34 protein-coding genes are annotated in these 20,578 nt (G+C 65.4%); 33 read left to right on the top strand and 1 reads right to left on the bottom strand.

Translation table 11 applies throughout. The features are described 5' to 3' along the window. Positions 1–487 precede the first annotated feature (487 nt). From rpsJ to rplQ, 30 genes are all read left to right on the top strand, one after another. A complete protein-coding gene (gene rpsJ, locus ACQ4LY_RS09895; protein ID WP_017201594.1) occupies positions 488–796 on the top strand; it encodes a 30S ribosomal protein S10 in 309 nt (102 codons plus the stop codon). A gap of 8 nt (positions 797–804) precedes the next feature. Then, entirely contained in the window at positions 805–1,464 is a 660-nt protein-coding gene (rplC, locus tag ACQ4LY_RS09900; RefSeq protein WP_053097486.1) for a 50S ribosomal protein L3, read from the top strand. 2 nt (positions 1,465–1,466) lie between these two features. After that, positions 1,467–2,129 (top strand): 50S ribosomal protein L4, encoded by a 663-nt coding sequence (gene rplD, locus ACQ4LY_RS09905; RefSeq protein ID WP_045253843.1) that lies wholly within the window; start codon positions 1,467–1,469, stop codon positions 2,127–2,129. Continuing rightward, positions 2,126–2,449, top strand: a complete 324-nt coding sequence (gene rplW, locus ACQ4LY_RS09910) for a 50S ribosomal protein L23 (RefSeq protein ID WP_017829206.1) — start codon at positions 2,126–2,128, stop codon at positions 2,447–2,449. Before rplD ends, rplW begins: the two co-directional genes overlap by 4 nt. 20 nt (positions 2,450–2,469) lie before the next feature. After that, the gene (gene rplB, locus ACQ4LY_RS09915; RefSeq protein WP_045253842.1) at positions 2,470–3,309 is read left to right on the top strand and encodes a 50S ribosomal protein L2; all 840 of its coding nucleotides are present in this window, start codon (positions 2,470–2,472) and stop codon (positions 3,307–3,309) included. Between the two features lie 12 nt (positions 3,310–3,321). Beyond that, positions 3,322–3,603 (top strand): 30S ribosomal protein S19, encoded by a 282-nt coding sequence (rpsS, locus tag ACQ4LY_RS09920; protein ID WP_017829205.1) that lies wholly within the window; start codon positions 3,322–3,324, stop codon positions 3,601–3,603. A gap of 25 nt (positions 3,604–3,628) precedes the next feature. Then, complete coding sequence (rplV, locus tag ACQ4LY_RS09925; protein WP_053097482.1) at positions 3,629–4,027, top strand: 50S ribosomal protein L22; 399 nt, start codon at positions 3,629–3,631, stop codon at positions 4,025–4,027. Beyond that, positions 4,027–4,782 (top strand): 30S ribosomal protein S3, encoded by a 756-nt coding sequence (gene rpsC / locus ACQ4LY_RS09930; RefSeq protein WP_017201587.1) that lies wholly within the window; start codon positions 4,027–4,029, stop codon positions 4,780–4,782. Before rplV ends, rpsC begins: the two co-directional genes overlap by 1 nt. Then, positions 4,782–5,201 carry a 50S ribosomal protein L16 gene (rplP, locus tag ACQ4LY_RS09935; RefSeq protein WP_056312870.1) on the top strand — a complete coding sequence of 140 codons (420 nt, stop codon included), beginning with the start codon at positions 4,782–4,784 and terminating at the stop codon, positions 5,199–5,201. Before rpsC ends, rplP begins: the two co-directional genes overlap by 1 nt. Continuing rightward, positions 5,201–5,518, top strand: a complete 318-nt coding sequence (rpmC, locus tag ACQ4LY_RS09940) for a 50S ribosomal protein L29 (protein ID WP_017829202.1) — start codon at positions 5,201–5,203, stop codon at positions 5,516–5,518. The genes rplP and rpmC overlap by 1 nt, the downstream gene beginning before the upstream one ends. Then, a complete protein-coding gene (gene rpsQ / locus ACQ4LY_RS09945; RefSeq protein ID WP_042538763.1) occupies positions 5,518–5,835 on the top strand; it encodes a 30S ribosomal protein S17 in 318 nt (105 codons plus the stop codon). Before rpmC ends, rpsQ begins: the two co-directional genes overlap by 1 nt. Beyond that, on the top strand, positions 5,832–6,200 hold the full coding sequence (gene rplN / locus ACQ4LY_RS09950; protein WP_053097479.1) for a 50S ribosomal protein L14: 369 nt from the start codon (positions 5,832–5,834) through the stop codon (positions 6,198–6,200). The genes rpsQ and rplN overlap by 4 nt, the downstream gene beginning before the upstream one ends. 3 nt (positions 6,201–6,203) lie before the next feature. Continuing rightward, positions 6,204–6,563: a 50S ribosomal protein L24 gene (rplX, locus tag ACQ4LY_RS09955; protein WP_056514171.1), complete on the top strand. Its 360-nt coding sequence runs from the start codon at positions 6,204–6,206 to the stop codon at positions 6,561–6,563. Then, positions 6,563–7,153, top strand: coding sequence for a 50S ribosomal protein L5 (gene rplE / locus ACQ4LY_RS09960; RefSeq protein WP_210098739.1), 591 nt, complete (start codon positions 6,563–6,565; stop codon positions 7,151–7,153). The genes rplX and rplE overlap by 1 nt, the downstream gene beginning before the upstream one ends. 120 nt (positions 7,154–7,273) lie before the next feature. Then, complete coding sequence (gene rpsH / locus ACQ4LY_RS09965; RefSeq protein ID WP_045253835.1) at positions 7,274–7,672, top strand: 30S ribosomal protein S8; 399 nt, start codon at positions 7,274–7,276, stop codon at positions 7,670–7,672. Positions 7,673–7,678: 6 nt separating this feature from the next. Beyond that, positions 7,679–8,215, top strand: coding sequence for a 50S ribosomal protein L6 (rplF, locus tag ACQ4LY_RS09970; protein WP_431071059.1), 537 nt, complete (start codon positions 7,679–7,681; stop codon positions 8,213–8,215). Between the two features lie 2 nt (positions 8,216–8,217). Further along, positions 8,218–8,577 (top strand): 50S ribosomal protein L18, encoded by a 360-nt coding sequence (gene rplR, locus ACQ4LY_RS09975; protein WP_029260926.1) that lies wholly within the window; start codon positions 8,218–8,220, stop codon positions 8,575–8,577. Next, entirely contained in the window at positions 8,574–9,272 is a 699-nt protein-coding gene (rpsE, locus tag ACQ4LY_RS09980) for a 30S ribosomal protein S5 (RefSeq protein WP_056514163.1), read from the top strand. The genes rplR and rpsE overlap by 4 nt, the downstream gene beginning before the upstream one ends. Beyond that, positions 9,272–9,457 carry a 50S ribosomal protein L30 gene (gene rpmD, locus ACQ4LY_RS09985; RefSeq protein WP_042538783.1) on the top strand — a complete coding sequence of 62 codons (186 nt, stop codon included), beginning with the start codon at positions 9,272–9,274 and terminating at the stop codon, positions 9,455–9,457. The genes rpsE and rpmD overlap by 1 nt, the downstream gene beginning before the upstream one ends. Beyond that, on the top strand, positions 9,457–10,083 hold the full coding sequence (gene rplO / locus ACQ4LY_RS09990; protein WP_431071062.1) for a 50S ribosomal protein L15: 627 nt from the start codon (positions 9,457–9,459) through the stop codon (positions 10,081–10,083). Before rpmD ends, rplO begins: the two co-directional genes overlap by 1 nt. A 102-nt stretch (positions 10,084–10,185) precedes the next feature. Next, positions 10,186–11,508: a preprotein translocase subunit SecY gene (gene secY, locus ACQ4LY_RS09995; RefSeq protein ID WP_056312861.1), complete on the top strand. Its 1,323-nt coding sequence runs from the start codon at positions 10,186–10,188 to the stop codon at positions 11,506–11,508. Then, positions 11,505–12,101: an adenylate kinase gene (locus tag ACQ4LY_RS10000; protein WP_431071064.1), complete on the top strand. Its 597-nt coding sequence runs from the start codon at positions 11,505–11,507 to the stop codon at positions 12,099–12,101. Before secY ends, ACQ4LY_RS10000 begins: the two co-directional genes overlap by 4 nt. Before the next feature lie 10 nt (positions 12,102–12,111). Then, positions 12,112–12,960: a type I methionyl aminopeptidase gene (gene map, locus ACQ4LY_RS10005; protein WP_431071066.1), complete on the top strand. Its 849-nt coding sequence runs from the start codon at positions 12,112–12,114 to the stop codon at positions 12,958–12,960. A 156-nt stretch (positions 12,961–13,116) separates the two neighbouring features. Further along, entirely contained in the window at positions 13,117–13,776 is a 660-nt protein-coding gene (locus ACQ4LY_RS10010; RefSeq protein ID WP_431071068.1) for a DsbA family protein, read from the top strand. A gap of 180 nt (positions 13,777–13,956) precedes the next feature. Continuing rightward, a complete protein-coding gene (infA, locus tag ACQ4LY_RS10015) occupies positions 13,957–14,178 on the top strand; it encodes a translation initiation factor IF-1 (RefSeq protein ID WP_017201569.1) in 222 nt (73 codons plus the stop codon). Positions 14,179–14,242: 64 nt separating this feature from the next. Beyond that, on the top strand, positions 14,243–14,359 hold the full coding sequence (rpmJ, locus tag ACQ4LY_RS10020) for a 50S ribosomal protein L36 (protein ID WP_005050492.1): 117 nt from the start codon (positions 14,243–14,245) through the stop codon (positions 14,357–14,359). A gap of 155 nt (positions 14,360–14,514) precedes the next feature. Next, positions 14,515–14,889, top strand: coding sequence for a 30S ribosomal protein S13 (gene rpsM / locus ACQ4LY_RS10025; protein ID WP_056312854.1), 375 nt, complete (start codon positions 14,515–14,517; stop codon positions 14,887–14,889). Between the two features lie 32 nt (positions 14,890–14,921). Continuing rightward, positions 14,922–15,320, top strand: a complete 399-nt coding sequence (gene rpsK / locus ACQ4LY_RS10030) for a 30S ribosomal protein S11 (RefSeq protein WP_045253826.1) — start codon at positions 14,922–14,924, stop codon at positions 15,318–15,320. 134 nt (positions 15,321–15,454) lie between these two features. Beyond that, the gene (locus ACQ4LY_RS10035) at positions 15,455–16,444 is read left to right on the top strand and encodes a DNA-directed RNA polymerase subunit alpha (RefSeq protein ID WP_042538798.1); all 990 of its coding nucleotides are present in this window, start codon (positions 15,455–15,457) and stop codon (positions 16,442–16,444) included. 63 nt (positions 16,445–16,507) lie between these two features. After that, a complete protein-coding gene (rplQ, locus tag ACQ4LY_RS10040) occupies positions 16,508–17,065 on the top strand; it encodes a 50S ribosomal protein L17 (protein WP_053097470.1) in 558 nt (185 codons plus the stop codon). 87 nt (positions 17,066–17,152) lie between these two features. Here the strand turns inward: rplQ and ACQ4LY_RS10045 are convergent, their stop codons facing one another. Then, a complete protein-coding gene (locus ACQ4LY_RS10045; RefSeq protein WP_431071073.1) occupies positions 17,153–18,724 on the bottom strand; it encodes an AMP-binding protein in 1,572 nt (523 codons plus the stop codon). Positions 18,725–18,855: 131 nt separating this feature from the next. Here ACQ4LY_RS10045 and ACQ4LY_RS10050 point away from each other — a divergent pair, with 131 nt between their 5' ends. Genes ACQ4LY_RS10050 through ACQ4LY_RS10060 form a run of 3 tightly spaced genes read left to right on the top strand, consistent with a single transcriptional unit; the run spans position 18,856 to position 20,570 of the window. Beyond that, positions 18,856–19,656, top strand: a complete 801-nt coding sequence (locus ACQ4LY_RS10050; RefSeq protein ID WP_431071075.1) for a sulfite exporter TauE/SafE family protein — start codon at positions 18,856–18,858, stop codon at positions 19,654–19,656. 60 nt (positions 19,657–19,716) lie between these two features. Further along, positions 19,717–20,172 (top strand): FAS1-like dehydratase domain-containing protein, encoded by a 456-nt coding sequence (locus tag ACQ4LY_RS10055; RefSeq protein WP_431071077.1) that lies wholly within the window; start codon positions 19,717–19,719, stop codon positions 20,170–20,172. Next, positions 20,172–20,570, top strand: coding sequence for a MaoC/PaaZ C-terminal domain-containing protein (locus ACQ4LY_RS10060; RefSeq protein WP_431071079.1), 399 nt, complete (start codon positions 20,172–20,174; stop codon positions 20,568–20,570). Before ACQ4LY_RS10055 ends, ACQ4LY_RS10060 begins: the two co-directional genes overlap by 1 nt. Positions 20,571–20,578: the final 8 nt, after the last annotated feature.

The raw sequence follows: 20,578 nt of genomic DNA on the forward strand, positions 1-20,578 counted from the left end.
CGGGGCGAGGCATGGGGATGCCTCGCCCCGCTCTCCTCAGCGCGCTGAGGGGTCGTCGGCGGCGTCGATCAGAGGCGCCGATCCGACGGCTGGGGTGCGCTTTCAGGAGATGCACAGCGGGCGCGACACGCCCGGGTTTGCGCAAGTGAAATCGACCGTGGCAGAATAGACAGGTTCGACATTCCGGCGCGCTCAGCGTCGCTGGATCACCATCACGGCAGTGCATAGGCGGCGCAGACGCGCAGGGACCTAGGCCGCGGGTGGCAGAACGATCCCGACATCTTCATCACGAGGACTTCGCCGTGCGCGGCGGAGGTTGGACATCCGCTCGCCGCGAGGCGCGCGGGATGACAGCAGAACAGTGGTGCAGCAGATCGACTCGCGAGAGCCGTTCGAGTGCCGAGGCGCGAACAGCGCCGACGTGCGTCCAATGCCCCTGGGTCACCCGGCCCAGGTCGGTAAGACGCCTAAAGAGAGAGAGCAGACAATGGCGGGACAGAAGATCCGCATTCGCCTGAAGTCGTATGACCACGAGGTCATCGACACGTCCGCACGCAAGATCGTCGACACTGTGACCCGTGCGGGCGCAACCGTCGTCGGCCCCGTGCCCCTTCCGACCGAGAAGAACGTCGTGTGCGTCATCCGGTCGCCCCACAAGTACAAGGACAGCCGCGAGCACTTCGAGATGCGCACCCACAAGCGTCTGATCGACATCGTCGACCCGACGCCCAAGGCCGTCGACTCGCTGATGCGTCTCGACCTGCCCGCCGATGTCAACATCGAGATCAAGCTCTGAGGTCGGACATGGTTGACATCAACTCCAAGATTTCCAAGGGCATGCTGGGCACGAAGCTCGGTATGACCCAGGTGTGGAACGAGAACGGCAAGCTCGTTCCCGTCACCGTCATCGAGCTCGCCTCGAACGTGGTCACGCAGATCCGTACCCCCGAGAAGGACGGCTACAACGCCGTGCAGATCGCGTACGGCCAGATCGACCCGCGCAAGGTGAACAAGCCGCTGACCGCTCACTTCGAGGCTGCAGGCGTCACGCCGCGTCGTCACGTCACCGAGATCCGCACCGCGGATGCCGCTGACTACTCGCTGGGCCAGGAGCTCACGGTCGACGGCACGTTCGAAGCAGGCCAGCTCGTCGACGTCGTCGGCACGAGCAAGGGCAAGGGCTTCGCCGGTGTCATGAAGCGTCACAACTTCAAGGGCGTCTCGGCTTCGCACGGTTCGCACCGCAACCACCGCAAGCCCGGCTCGATCGGCGCATCGTCGACCCCGAGCCGCGTCTTCAAGGGCATGCGCATGGCCGGCCGTATGGGTGGCGAGCGCGTGACCGTCCTCAACCTCACGGTGCACGCCGTCGACATCGAGAAGGGTCTGCTGCTCGTCAAGGGCGCCGTCCCCGGTGCTCGTGGCCGCATCGTCTACGTCCGCAACGCAGTGAAGGGTGCCTGATCATGGCTGACTCCACTCTCGCGCTTGACGTCCTCAAGGCAGACGGCAAGAAGGCTGGCTCGATCGAGCTTCCCGCCGAACTGTTCGACGCCAAGACGAACATCCCGCTCATCCACCAGGTCGTCGTCGCGCAGCTCGCGGCGGCTCGCCAGGGAACCCACTCGACCAAGCGTCGTGGTGAGGTCTCGGGTGCCGGTCGCAAGCCCTTCAAGCAGAAGGGCACGGGTAACGCCCGTCAGGGCTCCATCCGCGCACCGCACATGACCGGTGGTGGAATCGTGCACGGCCCCAAGCCGCGCGACTACTCGCAGCGCACCCCCAAGAAGATGATCGCCGCTGCCCTCCGTGGTGCACTGAGCGACCGCTTCCGCGGTGACCGCATCCACGCCATCGAGTCGTTCGGCATCGACGGCACGCCTTCGACGAAGACCGCGGTGAACTTCCTCACCAACGTCGTCTCGTCGAAGAACGTGCTCGTCGTCATCGAGCGCAACGACGACGTGACGCTGAAGAGCATCCGCAACCTGTCGAACCTGCACGTGCTGACGTTCGACCAGCTCAACGCATACGACGTGCTCGTCTCCGACGACATCGTCTTCACCCAGGCCGCGCTCGAGGGCTTCATCGCCTCCAAGTCCGGCGCCAACCAGGAGGTCTCCGCATGAGCGAGCAGGCATCTGTTCTCCAGACGGCCCTGAACAAGGACCCGCGCGACATCATCCTGAAGCCGGTCGTGTCCGAGAAGAGCTACGGTCTCATCGACGAGGGTAAGTACACCTTCCTCGTGGACCCGCGCGCTTCGAAGACCGAGATCAAGCTCGCCATCGAGAAGATCTTCGGCGTCAAGGTCGCTGGGGTCAACACCCTCAACCGCGTCGGCAAGGCTCGTCGCACCCGCTTCGGCACGGGCAAGCGCAAGGACACCAAGCGCGCCATCGTGACCCTGAAGTCGGGCACCATCGACATCTTCACGGCAATCGGCTGATCCGGGGGATAAGGACAATCATGGCTATTCGCAAGTACAAGCCCACGACCCCGGGCCGTCGCGGCTCGTCGGTGGCTGACTTCGCCGAGATCACCCGATCGACGCCGGAGAAGTCGCTGCTGCGCCCGCTCTCGAAGACCGGTGGTCGCAACAACCAGGGCCGCATCACGACCCGTCACATCGGTGGTGGCCACAAGCGCCAGTACCGCGTCATCGACTTCCGTCGCAATGACAAGGACGGCGTGGACGCCAAGGTCGCTCACATCGAGTACGACCCCAACCGCACGGCACGCATCGCACTGCTGCACTACTTCGACGGCGAGAAGCGCTACATCCTCGCGCCGGCGAAGCTGAAGCAGGGTGACGTCATCGAGTCGGGTGCAGGTGCCGACATCAAGCCGGGCAACAACCTCCCGCTGAAGAACATCCCGACGGGTACCGTCATCCACGCGATCGAGCTCCGTCCCGGTGGCGGCGCGAAGATGGCACGTTCGGCCGGTGCATCCGTCCGTCTCGTCGCCAAGGATGGCAACTTCGCTCAGCTGCGTCTGCCCTCGGGCGAGATCCGCAACGTCGATGCGCGCTGCCGCGCGACCATCGGCGAGGTCGGAAACGCCGAGCAGTCGAACATCAACTGGGGCAAGGCCGGCCGCATGCGCTGGAAGGGCGTCCGCCCGACCGTCCGTGGTGTCGCGATGAACCCGGTCGACCACCCGCACGGTGGTGGTGAGGGCAAGACGTCCGGTGGACGTCACCCCGTCTCCCCGTGGGGCCAGGCTGAGGGTCGCACCCGTCACGCCAACAAGGAAAGCGACAAGTACATCGTGCGTCGTCGTAACGCCGGCAAGAAGCGTAAGTAGGAGTAAGAGAAGATGCCTCGCAGTCTTAAGAAGGGCCCCTTCGTCGACGATCACCTGCTTCGCAAGGTGGTCGTGCAGAACGAAGCCGGCACCAAGAACGTCATCAAGACCTGGTCTCGCCGGTCCATGATCATCCCGGCCATGCTGGGTCACACGATCGCGGTCCACGACGGTCGCAAGCACATCCCCGTGTTTGTGTCCGAGACCATGGTCGGCCACAAACTGGGCGAGTTCGCGCCCACCCGCACCTTCCGCGGCCACGAGAAGGACGACAAGAAGGGCCGCCGCCGCTGACGCGGTGGCGATAGAGGAGAGAGAAATGGTGGAGTCCATCGCACGCGTGCGACACATCCGCGTGACCCCTCAGAAGGCTCGTCGTGTCGTCGCGCTCATCAAGGGCAAGCAGGCCCAGGAGGCTCTGGCGATCCTGAAGTTCGCACAGCAGAGCGCCAGTGAGCCGATCTACAAGCTTGTCGCGTCGGCCATGGCCAACGCGCAGGTCAAGGCGGATCGTGACGGCGAGTACCTCGACGAGCAGGACCTGTACGTGGCTAACGCCTACGTAGACGAGGGCACGACGCTCAAGCGTTTCCAGCCCCGTGCACAGGGTCGCGCTTTCCAGATCAAGAAGCGCACGAGCCACATCACGGTCGTGCTCTCGACGCCTGAGGCAGCTCCGGCTGCGGCAAGCGACAGCAACAAGAAGGCGAGCAAGTAATGGGACAGAAAGTAAACCCGTACGGCTTCCGCCTCGGCATCACGACCGACCACGTGTCGCGTTGGTTCTCGGACTCGACGAAGCCGGGTCAGCGTTACGCCGACTACGTCGCCGAGGACATCAAGATCCGTAACCTGCTCAAGACGCAGCTCGACCGCGCCGGTGTCTCGAACATCGAGATCGAGCGCACCCGTGACCGCGTCCGCGTCGACATCCACACCGCCCGTCCGGGCATCGTGATCGGTCGTCGTGGAGCAGAGGCCGAACGCATCCGCGGCGACCTCGAGAAGCTCTCGGGCAAGCAGATCCAGCTGAACATCCTCGAGGTCAAGAACCCCGAGGCCGACGCTCAGCTCGTCGCACAGGGCATCGCCGAGCAGCTCTCTGCTCGTGTGGCGTTCCGTCGTGCGATGCGCAAGGGTCTCCAGGGCGCGCAGCGCGCTGGCGCCAAGGGCATCCGCATCCAGGTCTCCGGCCGCCTCGGCGGCGCCGAGATGAGCCGTTCGGAGTTCTACCGCGAGGGTCGTGTGCCGCTGCACACGCTGCGCGCGAACATCGACTACGGCTTCTACGAGGCGAAGACCACCTTCGGCCGCATCGGCGTGAAGGTCTGGATCTACAAGGGCGACCTGACGGCGAAGGAGCTCGCTCGCGAGCAGGCCAACGCCCCGAAGGCTCGTCGTGATGACCGTGGTGGCGACCGTCGTCGTGCACCGCGCAACGAGGCACCCGTCGCAGAAGGAGCGTCTGCCTGATGCTTATTCCCCGCAAGGTCAAGTTCCGTAAGCAGCACCACCCCGGCCGTAGCGGCCAGGCGACCGGTGGCACGAAGGTCTCCTTCGGCGAGTACGGCATCCAGGCGCTCACGCCTGCTTATGTGACGAACCGTCAGATCGAGTCCGCTCGTATCGCGGTCACGCGTCACATCAAGCGTGGCGGAAAGGTGTGGATCAACATCTACCCCGACCGTCCGCTCACCAAGAAGCCTGCTGAGACCCGCATGGGTTCCGGTAAGGGTTCCCCCGAGTGGTGGGTCGCGAACGTCAAGCCGGGTCGCGTCCTCTTCGAGGTCTCCGGCGTGAGCGAGGAACTCGCTCGCGAAGCACTGACCCGAGCAATTCACAAGCTGCCTCTCAAGGCACGCATCATCAAGCGCGAGGAGGGCGACGCGTAATGGCGATCGGCACCAAGGAGCTCGCTCCGGCAGAGCTCGACACGTTCGAAGACCAGCGCCTCGTTGAGGAGCTGCGTAAGGCCAAGGAGGAGCTGTTCAACCTCCGTTTCCAGTCGGCCACCGGCCAGCTGGAGAGCCACGGCCGCATCCGCGCCGTCAAGCGCGACATCGCGCGCCTGTACACCGTGATCCGCGAGCGCGAGCTGGGCATCCGTGCGACGCCCGCTCCCGTCGAGGCTCCGGCCAAGAAGGCGACCAAGTCGAAGGCGAAGAAGGCGGACTCCGCCGACGACGCCGTGAAGGAAGAGGCTGAGTGATGGCCACCAAGAAGGAAGCCGCCGTCGAGGCTGAGCACGCCGCACACGATGTCCGCGATGCGGATGCCCGTGGGTACCGCAAGTCGCGTCGTGGCTACGTCATCAGCGACAAGATGGACAAGACCATCGTGGTCGAGGTCGAGGACCGCGTGAAGCACCCGCTTTACGGCAAGGTCATCCGCCGCACCTCGAAGGTCAAGGCGCACGATGAGGCGAACTCCGCCGGCATCGGCGACCTCGTCCTGATCAACGAGACCCGCCCGCTCAGCGCCACGAAGCGCTGGCGTCTGGTGGAGATTCTGGAGAAGGCCAAGTGATCCAGCAGGAATCCCGCCTCAAGGTCGCCGACAACACCGGCGCGAAGGAGCTGCTCACCATCCGTGTGCTCGGCGGCTCGCGTCGTCGTTACGCCGGTCTGGGTGACACGATCGTCGCGACCGTCAAGGACGCGATCCCGGGCGGAAACGTCAAGAAGGGCGATGTGGTCAAGGCCGTCATCGTCCGCACGGTCAAGTCCACGCGCCGTCCCGACGGTTCGTACATCAAGTTCGACGAGAACGCCGCCGTGATCCTGAAGAACGACGGGGAGCCCCGTGGCACCCGTATCTTCGGACCGGTCGGTCGCGAGCTTCGTGACAAGAAGTTCATGAAGATCGTCTCGCTGGCGCCGGAGGTTATTTAAGTCATGGCGAAGATCAAGAAGGGCGACCTGGTTCAGGTCATCACCGGAGCGACGCAGGAGCGTGGCGGAGATCGCGGCAAGCAGGGCAAGGTCCTCGAGATCCTGGCCGACAAGAACCGCATCATCGTCGAAGGCGTGAACTACGTCACCAAGCACACGCGCGTCGGTCAGACGCAGCGTGGCACCAAGACGGGCGGCCTCGAGACTGTCGAGGCCTCCATCCACATCTCGAACGTCGCAGTCGTCGACCCCTCGACCAAGAAGCCGACCAAGGTCGGCCACCGGGTCGAGGAGCAGACCAAGGACGGCGTCAAGCGCACCGTCCGTGTGCGGTACGCGAAGAAGTCAGGTAAGGACCTCTGATGGCAACCACCGACGCTGCGGTGGCTGGCAAGATCCAGCCCCGCCTGAAGGCGAAGTACAAGGCCGAGATCCAGCAGAAGCTGCAGGATGAGTTCGGCTACACCAACGTGATGCAGATCCCTGGTCTGGTCAAGGTCGTCGTGAACACCGGTGTCGGTGAAGCGGCCCGTGACAGCAAGGTGATCGACGGCGCGATCGACGATCTCACCAAGATCACCGGTCAGAAGCCGCTCGTCACGAAGGCACGCAAGTCGATCGCGCAGTTCAAGCTGCGTGAGGGCCAGGCCATCGGCGCACACGTCACCCTCCGTGGTGACCGTGCGTGGGAGTTCCTGGACCGCCTCGTCTCGCTCGCTCTGCCCCGCATCCGCGACTTCCGCGGTCTGTCGGCCAAGCAGTTCGACGGCAACGGCAACTACACCTTCGGTCTCCAGGAGCAGAGCGTGTTCCACGAGATCGATCAGGACAAGATCGACCGCGTTCGCGGTTTCGACATCACTGTCGTCACCACCGCGAAGACGGACGACGAAGGTCGCGCACTTCTGCGTCACCTCGGCTTCCCCTTCCGTACGGAAGACGCCAAGGCGTAAGCGGTTTCGGGCGGGGCGCACAGCGCCCCGCCCGATCCCGTACAATTGAAGATTGCGTGTCATCGCAGGCCGTCTGTCGTGTAACGGCAGCCGGAACCTCATGAACAAAGGAAAACAACAATGACAATGACAGACCCGGTCGCAGATCTGCTGACCCGTCTGCGTAACGCGAACTCGGCGCACCACGATTCCGTGACCCTGCCGTCGAGCAAGCTCAAGACGCACATCGCCGAGATCCTCCAGCAGGAGGGCTACATCGCCGGATGGGAGACGACTGACGCTCGCGTCGGCTCGAACCTCACCCTTCAGCTGAAGTACGGCCCCAACCGCGAGCGTTCGATCGCGGGCATCAAGCGCGTCTCGAAGCCCGGCCTCCGCGTGTACGCGAAGTCCACCGAGCTCCCCAGGGTCCTCGGCGGCCTCGGCGTGGCCATCCTGTCCACCTCCTCCGGTCTTCTCACCGACCGTCAGGCAGAGCAGAAGGGCGTGGGCGGAGAAGTTCTCGCCTACGTGTGGTAATCGAAAATGTCGCGTATTGGACGACTTCCCATCGACGTTCCCGCGGGCGTGACCATCTCGGTCGACGGCCGTGAGGTCGCGGTGAAGGGCCCCAAGGGTGAGCTCACCCTGACGGTCGCAAAGCCCATCGAGGTCGCGGTCGAGGAGAACCAGGTTCTCGTCACCCGCCCCGACGACGAGCGCGAGTCCCGGTCGCTTCACGGCCTGACCCGCACGCTCATCAACAACAACATCATCGGCGTGACCCAGGGCTACACCAAGGGTCTCGAGGTTGTCGGAACCGGTTACCGCGTCGCTCAGAAGGGCAGCTCGGTCGAGTTCGCCCTGGGCTTCTCGCACCCGGTCCTCATCGACCCGCCCGCCGGTATCACGCTGACGGTCGAGGGCAACAACAAGCTCACGGTCAGTGGTATCGACAAGCAGGCTGTCGGCGAGGCAGCTGCGAACATCCGCAAGATCCGCAAGCCCGAGCCGTACAAGGGCAAGGGCGTGCGCTACGCCGGCGAGATCGTGCGTCGCAAGGCCGGAAAGAGTGGTAAGTAACCATGGCTCTCAAGTCAAAGTCTGACGCCCGCGCGCGTCGTCACGCCCGCCTTCGCAAGAAGGTCGTCGGCACCGAGGTGCGTCCGCGCCTCGTCGTCAACCGTTCGGCTCGCCACGTCTTCGTGCAGCTTGTCGACGACAGCAAGGGTCACACCGTGGCGTCGGCTTCGACGCTCGAGACCGACCTGCGCTCGCTCGAGGGTGACAAGACCGCCAAGGCCCGCAAGGTCGGCGAGCTTCTCGCCGAGCGCGCGAAGGCTGCCGGCGTTTCCGAGGCAGTGTTCGACCGTGGCGGCAACCGCTACGCAGGTCGTGTCGCCGCCATCGCCGACGGCGCCCGCGAAGGGGGTCTGGCACTGTGAGTGACAACAAGGAGAACGAAGTGACCGAAGCGGCAGCTGCCACTTCCGAGACTGCTGCCGGCACCACGCAGGCAGAGCCGTCTCAGCGCGACAACCGCCGCGGCGGTGGTCGTGGTGACCGCAACCAGGGTGGCCGTGACCGCAACTCCCGCGACCGTGGGGACAACCAGTTCCTCGAGCGCGTGGTCACCATCAACCGCGTCTCGAAGGTCGTGAAGGGTGGTCGTCGCTTCAGCTTCACCGCTCTCGTGGTCGTCGGTGACGGCAACGGTCTGGTGGGCGTCGGCTACGGCAAGGCTCGCGAGGTCCCTCTGGCGATCTCGAAGGGTGTCGAAGAGGCCAAGCGCAACTTCTTCCGCGTTCCGCGCGTCGGAAGCACCATCCCGCACCCCGTGCAGGGTGAGGCCGCAGCAGGCGTCGTCCTGCTCCGTCCGGCCGCTGCCGGTACCGGTGTCATCGCCGGTGGTCCCGTCCGCGCCGTGCTCGAGTGCGCCGGTATCCACGACGTGCTGTCGAAGTCGCTCGGCTCGTCGAACACGATCAACATCGTGCACGCGACGGTGACGGCTCTGAAGCAGCTCGAGGAGCCCCGTGCGGTCGCCGCACGTCGTGGCCTCGAGTTCGACCAGGTCGCACCCGCGCGTCTCGTCCGTGCGGAGGCTGACGCCATCGCCGCACAGAAGGTAGGTGCCTGATGGCTGCGCGCCTGAAGGTCACGCAGGTCAAGTCCAAGGTGAGCGAGAAGCAGAACCAGCGTGACACGCTGCGCAGCCTCGGTCTGAAGCGCATCGGTGACAGCACCGTTCGCCCCGACGACGCGCAGACGCGCGGTTACGTCAAGACCGTCGCCCACCTCGTCAAGGTTGAGGAGATCGACTAATGGCTGAGAAGAACGAAGCCGTCGAGGCTGAGAAGGCCCCGAAGAAGGCTGCCGCTCCCAAGGCCGCAGCCGAGAAGAAGCCCGCCGCCAAGAAGGCACCGGCGAAGGCGACCGAGGCCAAGGCCGACGCCGTCAAGAAGCCGGCTGCAAAGAAGGCTGCGCCGAAGAAGGATGCTCCGGCATCCCGCCCCGGCGTGCTCAAGGTGCATCACCTGCGTCCGGTCCCCGGATCCAACACCGCGAAGACCCGTGTCGGTCGCGGTGAGGGTTCCAAGGGCAAGACCGCGGGTCGCGGTACCAAGGGTACGAAGGCTCGCAACACCGTTCGCGTCGGCTTCGAGGGTGGGCAGATGCCTCTGCACATGCGCACCCCGAAGCTGCGCGGGTTCAAGAACCCGTTCCGCGTGGAGTACCAGGTCGTGAACCTGGAGAAGCTCGCGGAGCTGTACCCCAAGGGTGGCGACGTCACCATCAGCGACCTGGTCGCCAAGGGTGCCGTTCGCAAGAACGAGAAGGTCAAGGTTCTCGGAGACGGCGACATCGCCGTGAAGCTCACCGTCGCGGTCGACAAGGTCTCGGGCTCTGCCGAGCAGAAGATCGTGGCGGCCGGCGGATCCGTCAAGTAACCACTTCATGAGAGGGGTCGGAGATTCTCCGGCCCCTCTTATGGGTTAGCCTGTTCTTTCAGCCGTCCCTCAGGGATCGGCAACCTTTTCAGGAGGACGTCCTTGTTTAGCGCCATCGCGCGGATCTTCCGCACGCCCGACCTGCGTCGGAAGATCGGTTTCACCCTCGCCATCGTCGCCATCTACCGGCTTGGCTCGAATGTCCCTGCTCCGTTCGTGAACTTCCCGAACGTCGAGGAGTGCCTCGCTCAGAACTCAGGCACGGAGGGACTCCTCGGGCTCGTCAACCTCTTCTCCGGTGGCGCGCTCCTCCAGCTCTCGATCTTCGCGCTCGGCGTCATGCCGTACATCACCGCGACGATCATCACCCAGCTCCTCCGGGTCGTCATCCCTCACTTCGAGGCGCTGCACAAGGAGGGTCAGGCCGGGCAGGCTCGACTCACTCAGTACACGCGCTACCTGACGATCGCGCTGGCACTGCTGCAGTCGACGACCCTCGTGACGGTCGCCCGCAGCGGACAGCTGTTCGGCACGACCGACGTCGCCGCCTGCCAGAACCTCCTAACGAACGACGTCTGGTGGGCGCAGCTGCTCATCATCATGGCGATGACAGCCGGTACGGGCCTCATCATGTGGTTCGCCGAGCTCGTCACCGAGCGCGGCATCGGCAACGGCATGTCGCTGCTGATCTTCACGTCGATCGCTGCGACCTTCCCCGGCGCCATGTGGCTCATCTGGGAGAGCAAGGGCTTCGAGGTCTTCCTCCTGGTGCTGCTGGTCGGAATCATCGTCATGGGTCTCGTCGTGTTCGTCGAGCAGTCGCAGCGGCGCATTCCGGTGCAGTACGCCAAGCGCATGGTCGGACGCCGCACCTACGGCGGCACGAACACCTACATCCCGATCAAGGTGAACATGGCGGGTGTGATCCCCGTGATCTTCGCGTCGTCGCTGCTGTACATCCCGGCACTGATCGCGCAGTTCAACACCCCGCAGGACGGCTCCGAGCCGGCCGCGTGGGTCACGTGGATCAGCGCGAACTTCACCACGGGAAACCACCCGGTCTACATGGCGGCGTACTTCCTGCTGATCATCGGGTTCACCTACTTCTACGTCGCGATCACGTTCAACCCTGTCGAGGTCGCCGACAACATGAAGAAGTACGGCGGGTTCATCCCCGGCATCCGTGCCGGTCGTCCGACCGCCGAGTACCTCGACTACGTGCTGACGCGCATCACGCTTCCCGGCTCGATCTACCTCGGCCTGATCGCGCTGATCCCGCTGATCGCTCTCGCCACCGTCGGCGCCAACCAGAACTTCCCGTTCGGTGGCGCATCGATCCTCATCATCGTGGGTGTCGGTCTCGAGACGGTCAAGCAGATCGATGCGCAGCTGCAGCAGCGTCACTACGAAGGGCTCCTCCGATGACTCGATCAGCTCGTCTCCTCATCGTCGGACCGCAGGGATCCGGCAAGGGTACCCAGGGCGTCCGCATCGCCGAGTCCTACGGCATCCCGGTCGTCTCGACCGGCGACATCTTCCGGGCCAACATCAAAGAGGGTACGCCGCTCGGCCAGCAGGTCACTGCTGTCCTCGACCGCGGCGACCTGGTCCCCGACGAGCTGACGAGCGAGATCGTCCGCGATCGCCTGTCGCAGGATGACGCGGCGAACGGCTTCCTGCTCGACGGATACCCCCGCAACTCGGCCCAGGTGGCGCACCTCGATTCGTTCCTGGCGGAGCGCGGCGAGTCGCTCGACGCGGTCATTCTGCTCGACGTGCCTCGCGAGGAGAGCATCGAGCGTCTCAAGCTCCGCGCTGCGGAGCAGGGGCGATCGGACGACACCGACGAGGCCATCGCGCATCGCCTGGACATCTATGAGCACGAGACGGCTCCGATCCTCGAGGTCTACGGCCCCCGCGGCATCGTCGACCGCATCGACGGGGTCGGCAGCCTCGATGAGATCACCGAGCGCGTCTTCGCGGCGCTGACCGCACGCGGTCTGCGCCTCGCAGCCTGATCTGCGCACGATGTTCCGCAAGTCGATCTACAAGAGCGCAGCGCAGCTGCGCGCGATGGTCGAACCCGGCCTCATCACGGCGGCGGCCCTCGAAGCCGTCCGTCCGCTGATCCGACCGGGCGTCACGACCCTCGAGCTCGACGCCGAGGCGAACAGGGTGATCCTTGCTCGCGGCGCGGAGTCGAACTTCCAGCTCGTCCGCGGCTACCGCCACACGACCTGCATCTCGGTCAACGAGGAGGTCGTGCACGGCATCCCCGGTGAGCGTGTGCTGCAGGCGGGCGACATCGTCTCGATCGACTGCGGTGCGCAGTACCAGGGCTGGAACGGCGACAGCGCGATCACCGTCGTGGTGCCGGATGACAGCCGCCCTGAGCTGGTCGCCCAGCGCGAAGAGCTCTCGCGGGTGACGGAGGGGTCGATGTGGGCCGGGATCGCCGCCATGGCGTCCGCCTCGCACCTGGGTGACATCGGAGCAGCCATTCAGGGCTTCATCGAGGCACAGGGCCCGTCAGCGGTCTCCGGAGAGACGTACGGCATCCTCCGTGAGTACGTGGGTCACGGCATCGGCCGCAAGATGCACGAGGCGCCGAGCGTCTTCAACTACCGCACGCCCGATCCCGGCGCCGAGGTCAAGCCCGGGCTGGTGCTCGCCATCGAGCCGATGGTCACCGCCGGCAGCGACGAGACCTTCGTCGAAGACGACGACTGGACGGTCTCGACGGTCGACGGCACCGACGGCTCGCACTGGGAGCACAGCGTCGCCCTGCACGCGGGCGGGATCTGGGTGCTCACTGCGGTCGACGGGGGAGCGGCGGGGCTCGCGCCCTTCGGTGTGACGCCGACGCCGATCGCCTGATGCGACGGATGCTCCCGGTGACATCCGCCGCGATGCAGAGCGTCGTCACAACGCGCACATAGGTTTCTCCGGGCACAATGGGTGTATGGGTGCGCATGCACCCGCAGACTTCAGGCCGGGTCCACCGTGAGTGGGCCTCGACAGAAACGGAAAACCATGGCAGCCGCGAAAGGCAACACCAACTGGTTCGTGATCGGCGTCTCGGCGGCAGTGGTGGTCGTTCTGGCCGTCCTCGCCTTCGTCGTCGTGTTCCTGAACAACCAGGCCACTGCGCCCGGCACTGCACCGCAGAGCTCGATCGTGAACGAGGAGACCGGCGCGATCTCGTTCGGTACGGGTGAGGACGAGATCGATACGTACGTCGACTTCATGTGCCCCGTGTGCGGCCAGTTCGAGGATGCTTACGGCGAGCAGCTGCAGGCGGCGGCCGCCGACAACCAGATCACGCTGAACATCCACCCGGTATCGATCCTCAACCGGTATTCGACGACAGGCCAGTTCTCGTCCCTGTCGGCCGGCTCCATGTACTGCGTCGCCGCCGAGGCTCCTGACGCGACGCTGGACTACTTCAACCTGCTCTTCGCGAACCAGCCCGAGGAGAACTCCGCCGGACTCAGCGTCGCGGAGCTCAGCGCCCTCGCCGAGCAGGCGGGCGCGGGAGCCGCCGCCGACTGCATCGCGGACGGCACGTACACGAAGTTCGCCGACTCGCAGACGAAGGCGCACGAGATCACCGGAACGCCGACTGTCGAGGTCAACGGCACGCGCATCGACAACAGCGAGATCGCGACCGAGTTCGCCAAGATCCTCGGTTGATCCACTCACGTCCATCGACGGGAGTTCCGGCGCCCTGCTCAGGTTGCCGGAACTCCCGTTGTCGGATAACATAGATCCTTGGTGCCTTGCGCCTTGATTCGGCGTGTCTGAATCGGCACAGGTATCGCAATCCAACCAACCACCGCAGATCGACCGGTCTGCAGAAGCGTCAGCGAGGCTATGGCTAAGAAAGACGGTGTCATCGAGATCGAGGGCGTGATCTCCGAGGCTCTGCCCAACGCGATGTTCCGCGTTGAGCTCTCCAACGGACACAAGGTCCTGGCAACGATCTCAGGCAAGATGCGGCAGAACTACATCCGCATCATCCCCGAGGACCGCGTGGTCGTGGAGCTCAGCCCCTACGACCTCACCCGCGGCCGTATCGTCTACCGCTACCGCTGATCGGTCGAGAAGTAACGGCCTGCCCCAGCTCGGGGCGGTACGAAGACAGCGAACAGGAAACATCATGAAGGTCAACCCCAGCGTCAAGCCCATCTGCGATCACTGCAAGGTGATCCGTCGTCACGGCCGCGTCATGGTGATCTGCAAGAGCAACCCGCGCCACAAGCAGCGCCAGGGTTGAGTCCCCGTCGGCCACGCCGACGGACTCTTCGGATCTGACTCACAACTCAACACACACAACGGCAGGATCAGATTCCACGCGAGTGGAGGACACCTCGGGACAGAGGCCCGGGCACCGATCCTGCTCCACACCTCTACCAAACTCAGGAGAACCGCATGGCACGTCTTGCCGGCGTTGACATCCCGCGCGACAAGCGCGTGGTGATCGCCCTTACCTACATCTACGGCGTCGGCCGTACCCGCTCGGTCGAGATCCTCAAGGCGACGGAGATCGACGAGAGCATCCGCGTGAAGGACCTCAGCGACGACCAGCTGATCGCCCTCCGCGACCACATCGAAGGTACCTACAAGGTGGAGGGTGACCTGCGCCGCGAGGTCGCCGCAGACATCCGCCGCAAGGTCGAGATCGGCTCCTACGAGGGCATCCGCCACCGTCGTGGCCTCCCGGTCCGTGGTCAGCGCACCAAGACCAACGCCCGTACCCGCAAGGGCCCGAAGCGCACCGTCGCAGGCAAGAAGAAGGCCCGCTAAGCGCGGCCCCCAGGGACTAGGAGAATACTTTCATGGCTGCACCCAAGGCCGCCGCGCGCAAGCCGCGCCGCAAGGAAAAGAAGAACATCGCGCTGGGCCACGCCCACATCAAGTCGACGTTCAACAACACCATCGTCTCGATCACCGACCCGTCCGGCGCTGTCATCAGCTGGGCCTCGTCGGGTGGCGTGGGCTTCAAGGGCTCGCGCAAGTCGACGCCCTACGCCGCTGGCATGGCTGCCGAGTCGGCCGCCCGCCAGGCGCAGGAGCACGGCGTCAAGAAGGTCGACGTCTTCGTCAAGGGACCGGGCTCGGGTCGCGAGACCGCGATCCGTTCGCTGACGGCCGCCGGCCTCGAGGTCGGTTCGATCCAGGACGTCACCCCGCAGGCGCACAACGGCTGCCGCCCGCCGAAGCGTCGCCGCGTCTGATCCGGCTCGTCGAGCCGCTCGTGCCTCAGGGCCCGAGCGGCTCGACGCCCGCCAGCGGGCATCGACTCACAAAAACTCAAGACCTCACCCCACCACATGTCATATAGCGGGCATGTGATCGAAAGGAACACAGAGTGCTTATTGCACAGCGTCCCACACTGACCGAGGAAAAGATCGTCGAGAACCGGAGCCGGTTCATCATCGAGCCTCTGGAGCCCGGCTTCGGCTACACGATCGGCAACGCGCTTCGTCGCAGCCTGCTGTCGTCGATCCCCGGCGCCGCGGTCACCAGCGTTCGCATCGACGGCGTGCTGCACGAGTTCAGCACCATCCCCGGCGTGAAGGAGGATGTCACCGAGATCATCCTCAACATCAAGCAGCTCGTCGTCTCGTCGGAGCGCGACGAGCCGATCACGGCGTACCTGCGCAAGACCGGTTCGGGCGAAGTGACCGCCGCTGACATCTCGGCTCCGGCCGGTGTCGAGGTCCAGAACCCCGAGCTCGTCATCGCGACTCTCAACGAGACCGCGAAGTTCGAGCTCGAGCTCACCATCGAGCGTGGCCGTGGCTACGTCTCGGCGACGCAGAACCGCAACGAGTACGCAGAGGCCGGTCAGATCCCGATCGACTCGATCTACTCGCCGGTCCTCAAGGTCAGCTACCGCGTCGACGCCACCCGTGCGGGTGAGCGCACCGACTTCGACAAGCTCGTCCTCGACGTCGAGACCAAGTCCGCGATCAGCCCCCGCGACGCCGTCGCGTCTGCTGCCAAGACGCTCACCGAGCTGTTCGGTCTCGCCCGCGAGCTGAACGTCGAGGCCGAGGGCATCGAGATCGGTCCGGCACCGGTGGAGGCAGTGAACTCCAGCGAGCTGTCGATGCCGATCGAGGACCTCGACCTGTCGGTCCGCTCGTACAACTGCCTGAAGCGTGAGGGCATCAACACTGTTTCGGAGCTCGTCGCCCTCTCGGAGACGCAGCTCATGAACATCCGCAATTTCGGCCAGAAGTCGGTCGACGAGGTGCGCGACAAGCTCATCTCGCTCGGTCTGTCGCTCAAGGATTCGGTGCCCGGTTTCGACGGCGCCCACTTCTACGGCGGCAGCGAAGACGAGTCCTTCTGACCCACCCGGATTGTCATCTGGCAGAGGCCAGCTGACCCGACCTTTCCTGACCAGGAGCTAGATATGCCCAAGCCCACCAAGGGTCCCCGCCTCGGAGGCGGCCCCGCACACGAGCGCCTGCTGCTTGCCAACCTCGCGGCGGCTCTGTACACCCACAAGTCGATCAAGACGACCGAGACCAAGGCCAAGCGCCTGCGTCCGCTCGCCGAGCGCCTGATCACCTTCGCCAAGCGCGGAGACCTGCACGCTCGTCGTCGCGTTCTCTCGGTCATCGGCGACAAGAGCGTCGTGCACACGCTTTTCGCCGAGATCGCACCGCTGGTCGCCGACCGTGAGGGTGGCTACACCCGCATCACGAAGGTCGGCAACCGCAAGGGCGACAACGCGCCCATGGCCGTGATCGAGCTCGTTCTCGAGCCCGTCACCCCCAAGGCGAAGTCCACCAAGAAGGCCGCCAAGGCTGAGAAGCCGGCCGAGGTCGTCGAGGAGGCTCCCGCTGAGGAGGCTCCCGTCGAGGAGGCTCCGGCAGACGAGACCGTCGAGGCCGGTGCCGAGTCGCAGGCCGAGGGCGAGGCAGCCGAGGCTGCCGCCGAGGACGCTGTCGAGAAGAAGTCCGAGTAAGCATCTCGCTCGCATGAAGAAGCCCGCCGCCCCGAAAGGGACGACGGGCTTCTTCGTCGTCGGAGTGCTACGACTCGGCGACGCCGATCAGCGGACGCGCAGATCCTTGCGCAGGATCTTGCCCGACGCGGACTTCGGGATCGCCTCGATGAACTCGACCTGACGCACCTTCTCGTGCGGGGCGACATGCGCGGCGACGTGGGTCATCACCGCATCCGCGTCGAGCTCGGCGCCCGACTGCAGGACCACGAACGCCTTCGGGACCTCCTGGCCGTCGTCGTCGAGCGCCCCGATCACGGCGGCGTCGGCGATGGACGGATGCTCGAGCAGCACAGCCTCGAGCACGGCGGGAGCGACCTGGTATCCCTTGTACTTGATGAGCTCCTTGAGGCGATCGACGATACGGAAGATCCCGTCGTGCGTGATGGTCGCGACGTCGCCGGTGTGCAGCCATCCGTCGGAGTCGAGCATCTCGGTCGTGGCATCCGGTCTGTTCAGGTAGCCCTTCATGACCTGGGGGCCGCGGATCAGCAGTTCGCCCGGCGCGCTGGTGCCCTGCGCGGGCTCTTCGATGTCACTGCCGTCCTCTGCGACCAGCCTGGCCTCGGTGTTCGCCAGCAGCATCCCGACCGAGGAGCGGTCGATGTCCGCGCGGTCGTAGGGGATCGCATGCGTGACGGGGCTCGTCTCGGTCATCCCATAGCCCTGGCAGACGATGCATCCGAGGCGGTTCGCGACGGCCGAGGCCAGGGCACCGTCGAGCGGAGCGGCGCCGGAGAAGATCACCTTGATCGCCGAGGTGTCGTACTGGTCGACCAGCGGATGCTTCGCGAGGGCGACGGCGATCGGCGGGGCGATGAAGACCCAGGTCGTGCGGTGCTCCTGCACCACCCGGAGGAAGTCGGTGAGGTCGAACTTCGGCATCGTGACAAGCGCGGCGCGCTGCCGCAGCGCGAAGTTCAACAGCACGGTCATGCCGTAGATGTGGAAGAACGGCAGCACGGCGAGCACGCGGTCGTCGTCGCCGAGCGAGATCGTCGAGCGGCACTGGCTCACGTTCGCGATCAGATTGCGGTGAGTGAGCATGACGCCCTTGGGGCGCCCTGTCGTGCCGGAGGAGTAGGGGAGCACGGCGAGGTGCGTCGCCGGGTCGAACGACACCTCGGGCGCAGAGTGGCCTTCGCCGAGCAGCGCGGGCAGAGACGGGTGGCCTTCAGCGCCGTCGAGGACGATCACGTGGTCGTCGTCGAAGCCGAGGGTCGCTGCGGCGGCCTTCGCGCCGGGGAGAAGAGGGGATACCGTGACGAGCCAGGTGGCCTCGGCATCCGTCAGCTGGTTGGCGATCTCCTCGGGGGTGTAGAGGGAGTTGACGGTCGTCGCGGTCGCTCCCGCGCGCAGGATGCCGTGGAACACGGTGGCGAATGCGGGGACGTTCGGGCACAGGACCGCGACCTTGGTGCCGACTCCGACGCCACGTGCGGCGAGGGCACCGGCGAACAGATCGATCTGTCCGATCAGCTGACGGTAGGTCGTCGTCGCGCCGCTGACGCCGTCGACGATCGCGACCGCGTCGAGCCGGTGCTCCTCGACATCGCCGAACAGGAACTCGTGGATCGAGACCTCAGGGATCTCGACATCGGGATAGGAACTGCGCACCATGAGATCTCCTTCGATCCGGTGAGGCGACGACGCCGTCTGATGCGATCCAGTGTCGCACACTTAGGCACCCAGTCCCAGGGCGTGCGTGCGGGCTGTCAGCGCGGTCGGATGCTCGGGAGTAGGCTGAACCGGTGACTGACGCAGAGACCCTGAGCAGAGGGCCTCGCGCCTACACGGCATTCATCGGAATCGGCCTGATCGCGGGCCTCCTCTCCGGCCTCTTCGGTGTCGGCGGCGGCACGGTCATCGTCCCGCTCCTCGTGCTCTTCCTGCACTTCAATCAGCGGCTCGGTGCCGGCACCTCGCTCGCGGCGATCGTCCCGACGGCGACGGTCGGCGTCATCTCGTACGCGATCAACGGCTCGGTGGCCTGGATCCCCGCACTGATCCTCGCCGCAGGCGCGGTCGTCGGCGCGCAGATCGGCACGCGACTGCTGCCGAAGATCTCGCAGACCGTCCTGCGCTGGTTCTTCGTGGGCTTCCTCGTGGTCGTGATCGTCAGCCTGTTCCTCGTCGTTCCCTCGCGTGACGCCGAGTTCGAGCTGCAGCTGCTCAACGGACTCGCACTGCTCGCGGTCGGCGTCGGCACCGGCGTACTCGCCGGCCTGATCGGCGTCGGCGGAGGAGTGATCGTGGTGCCCGTGCTGATGCTCGCATTCGGCACGAGCGATCTCGTGGCCAAGGGAACCTCGCTGCTCATGATGATCCCCACCGCGATCTCGGGCACGATCGGCAACCTCCGCAATCGCAACGTCGACCTCCTCGCCGCGGCGATCGTCGGCGTCTCCGCCTGCACGACCACCGCACTCGGAGCCTGGCTCGCCACCCTGATCGACCCCCTCGTGGGCAACATGCTCTTCGCGGCATACCTCGTGGTGATCGCCGTGCAGATGGCGATGAAGGCGATCAAGGGGCGCAAGAAGAAGGACTGAGCGGTCTCTGATCCGGCCGCAGGTCACCGCGCCCCACGGCCGAGAAAGTAGGATCGAGGGGTGGCAGTGAACCAAGAGCTTGTCGGTCGTGAGTTCCCCCCGACCGCCCCCTACCTCGTCGGCCGTGAGAAGGTGCGCGAGTTCGCGCGCGCCGTCTTCGCCGACGCCCCTCAGCACACCGACGTCGAGGCCGCTCGTGCAGCGGGCTTCGACGATGTCGTGGCGCCCCCGACCTTCGCGATGGTGATCCAGGATCACACGCTTCAGCAGCTGCTCGCCGAACCGGATTCGGGCATCGTCCTCGCACGAACGATCCACGCCGAGCAGAAGTTCTCGTACTCCCGGCCGATCGTCGCGGGCGACGAGCTCGTCGGGCGACTCAGCGTCACCGGCATTCGCATGATGGGCGGCAACGCCATGATCACGAGCGCCGCCGAGATCACGGATGCTGCAGGCGAGCACGTCGTCACCGCCACCAGCGTGCTGCTGGTCGGCGCCGAAGAAGGAGCCGCGTGATGCCGTTCGCTGTCGGAGACGTCGTCGCAGAGCGCACCGTCCACCTCACGCGGGAGTCGCTCGTCCGGTACGCCGGTGCCTCCGGCGACTTCAACCCGATCCACTACCGTGACGACATCGCCGCCTCGGTGGGACTGCCCGGTGTCCTCGCGCACGGCATGCTCACGATGGGCATCGCCTCGTCCGTGGTCGTCGCAGCTCTCGAGCCCGGCGCTCAGATCCTCGACTACGGCGTGCGCTTCACGAAGCCCGTCGTCGTCGACCCGAGCGAGGGAGCCGATCTGCACGTGGTCGCCACCGTCGGAGCGGTCGACGAGACGTCGACGAGGATCGATCTCAAGGTCACGTTCGACGAGACGACCGTGCTGGTCAAGGCGCAGCTGCGCATCGCCTCCTGATGGGTGAC

It is taken from the genome of Microbacterium phyllosphaerae (assembly GCF_050628115.1).
In the GTDB taxonomy this organism is placed as follows: domain Bacteria; phylum Actinomycetota; class Actinomycetes; order Actinomycetales; family Microbacteriaceae; genus Microbacterium; species Microbacterium phyllosphaerae_A.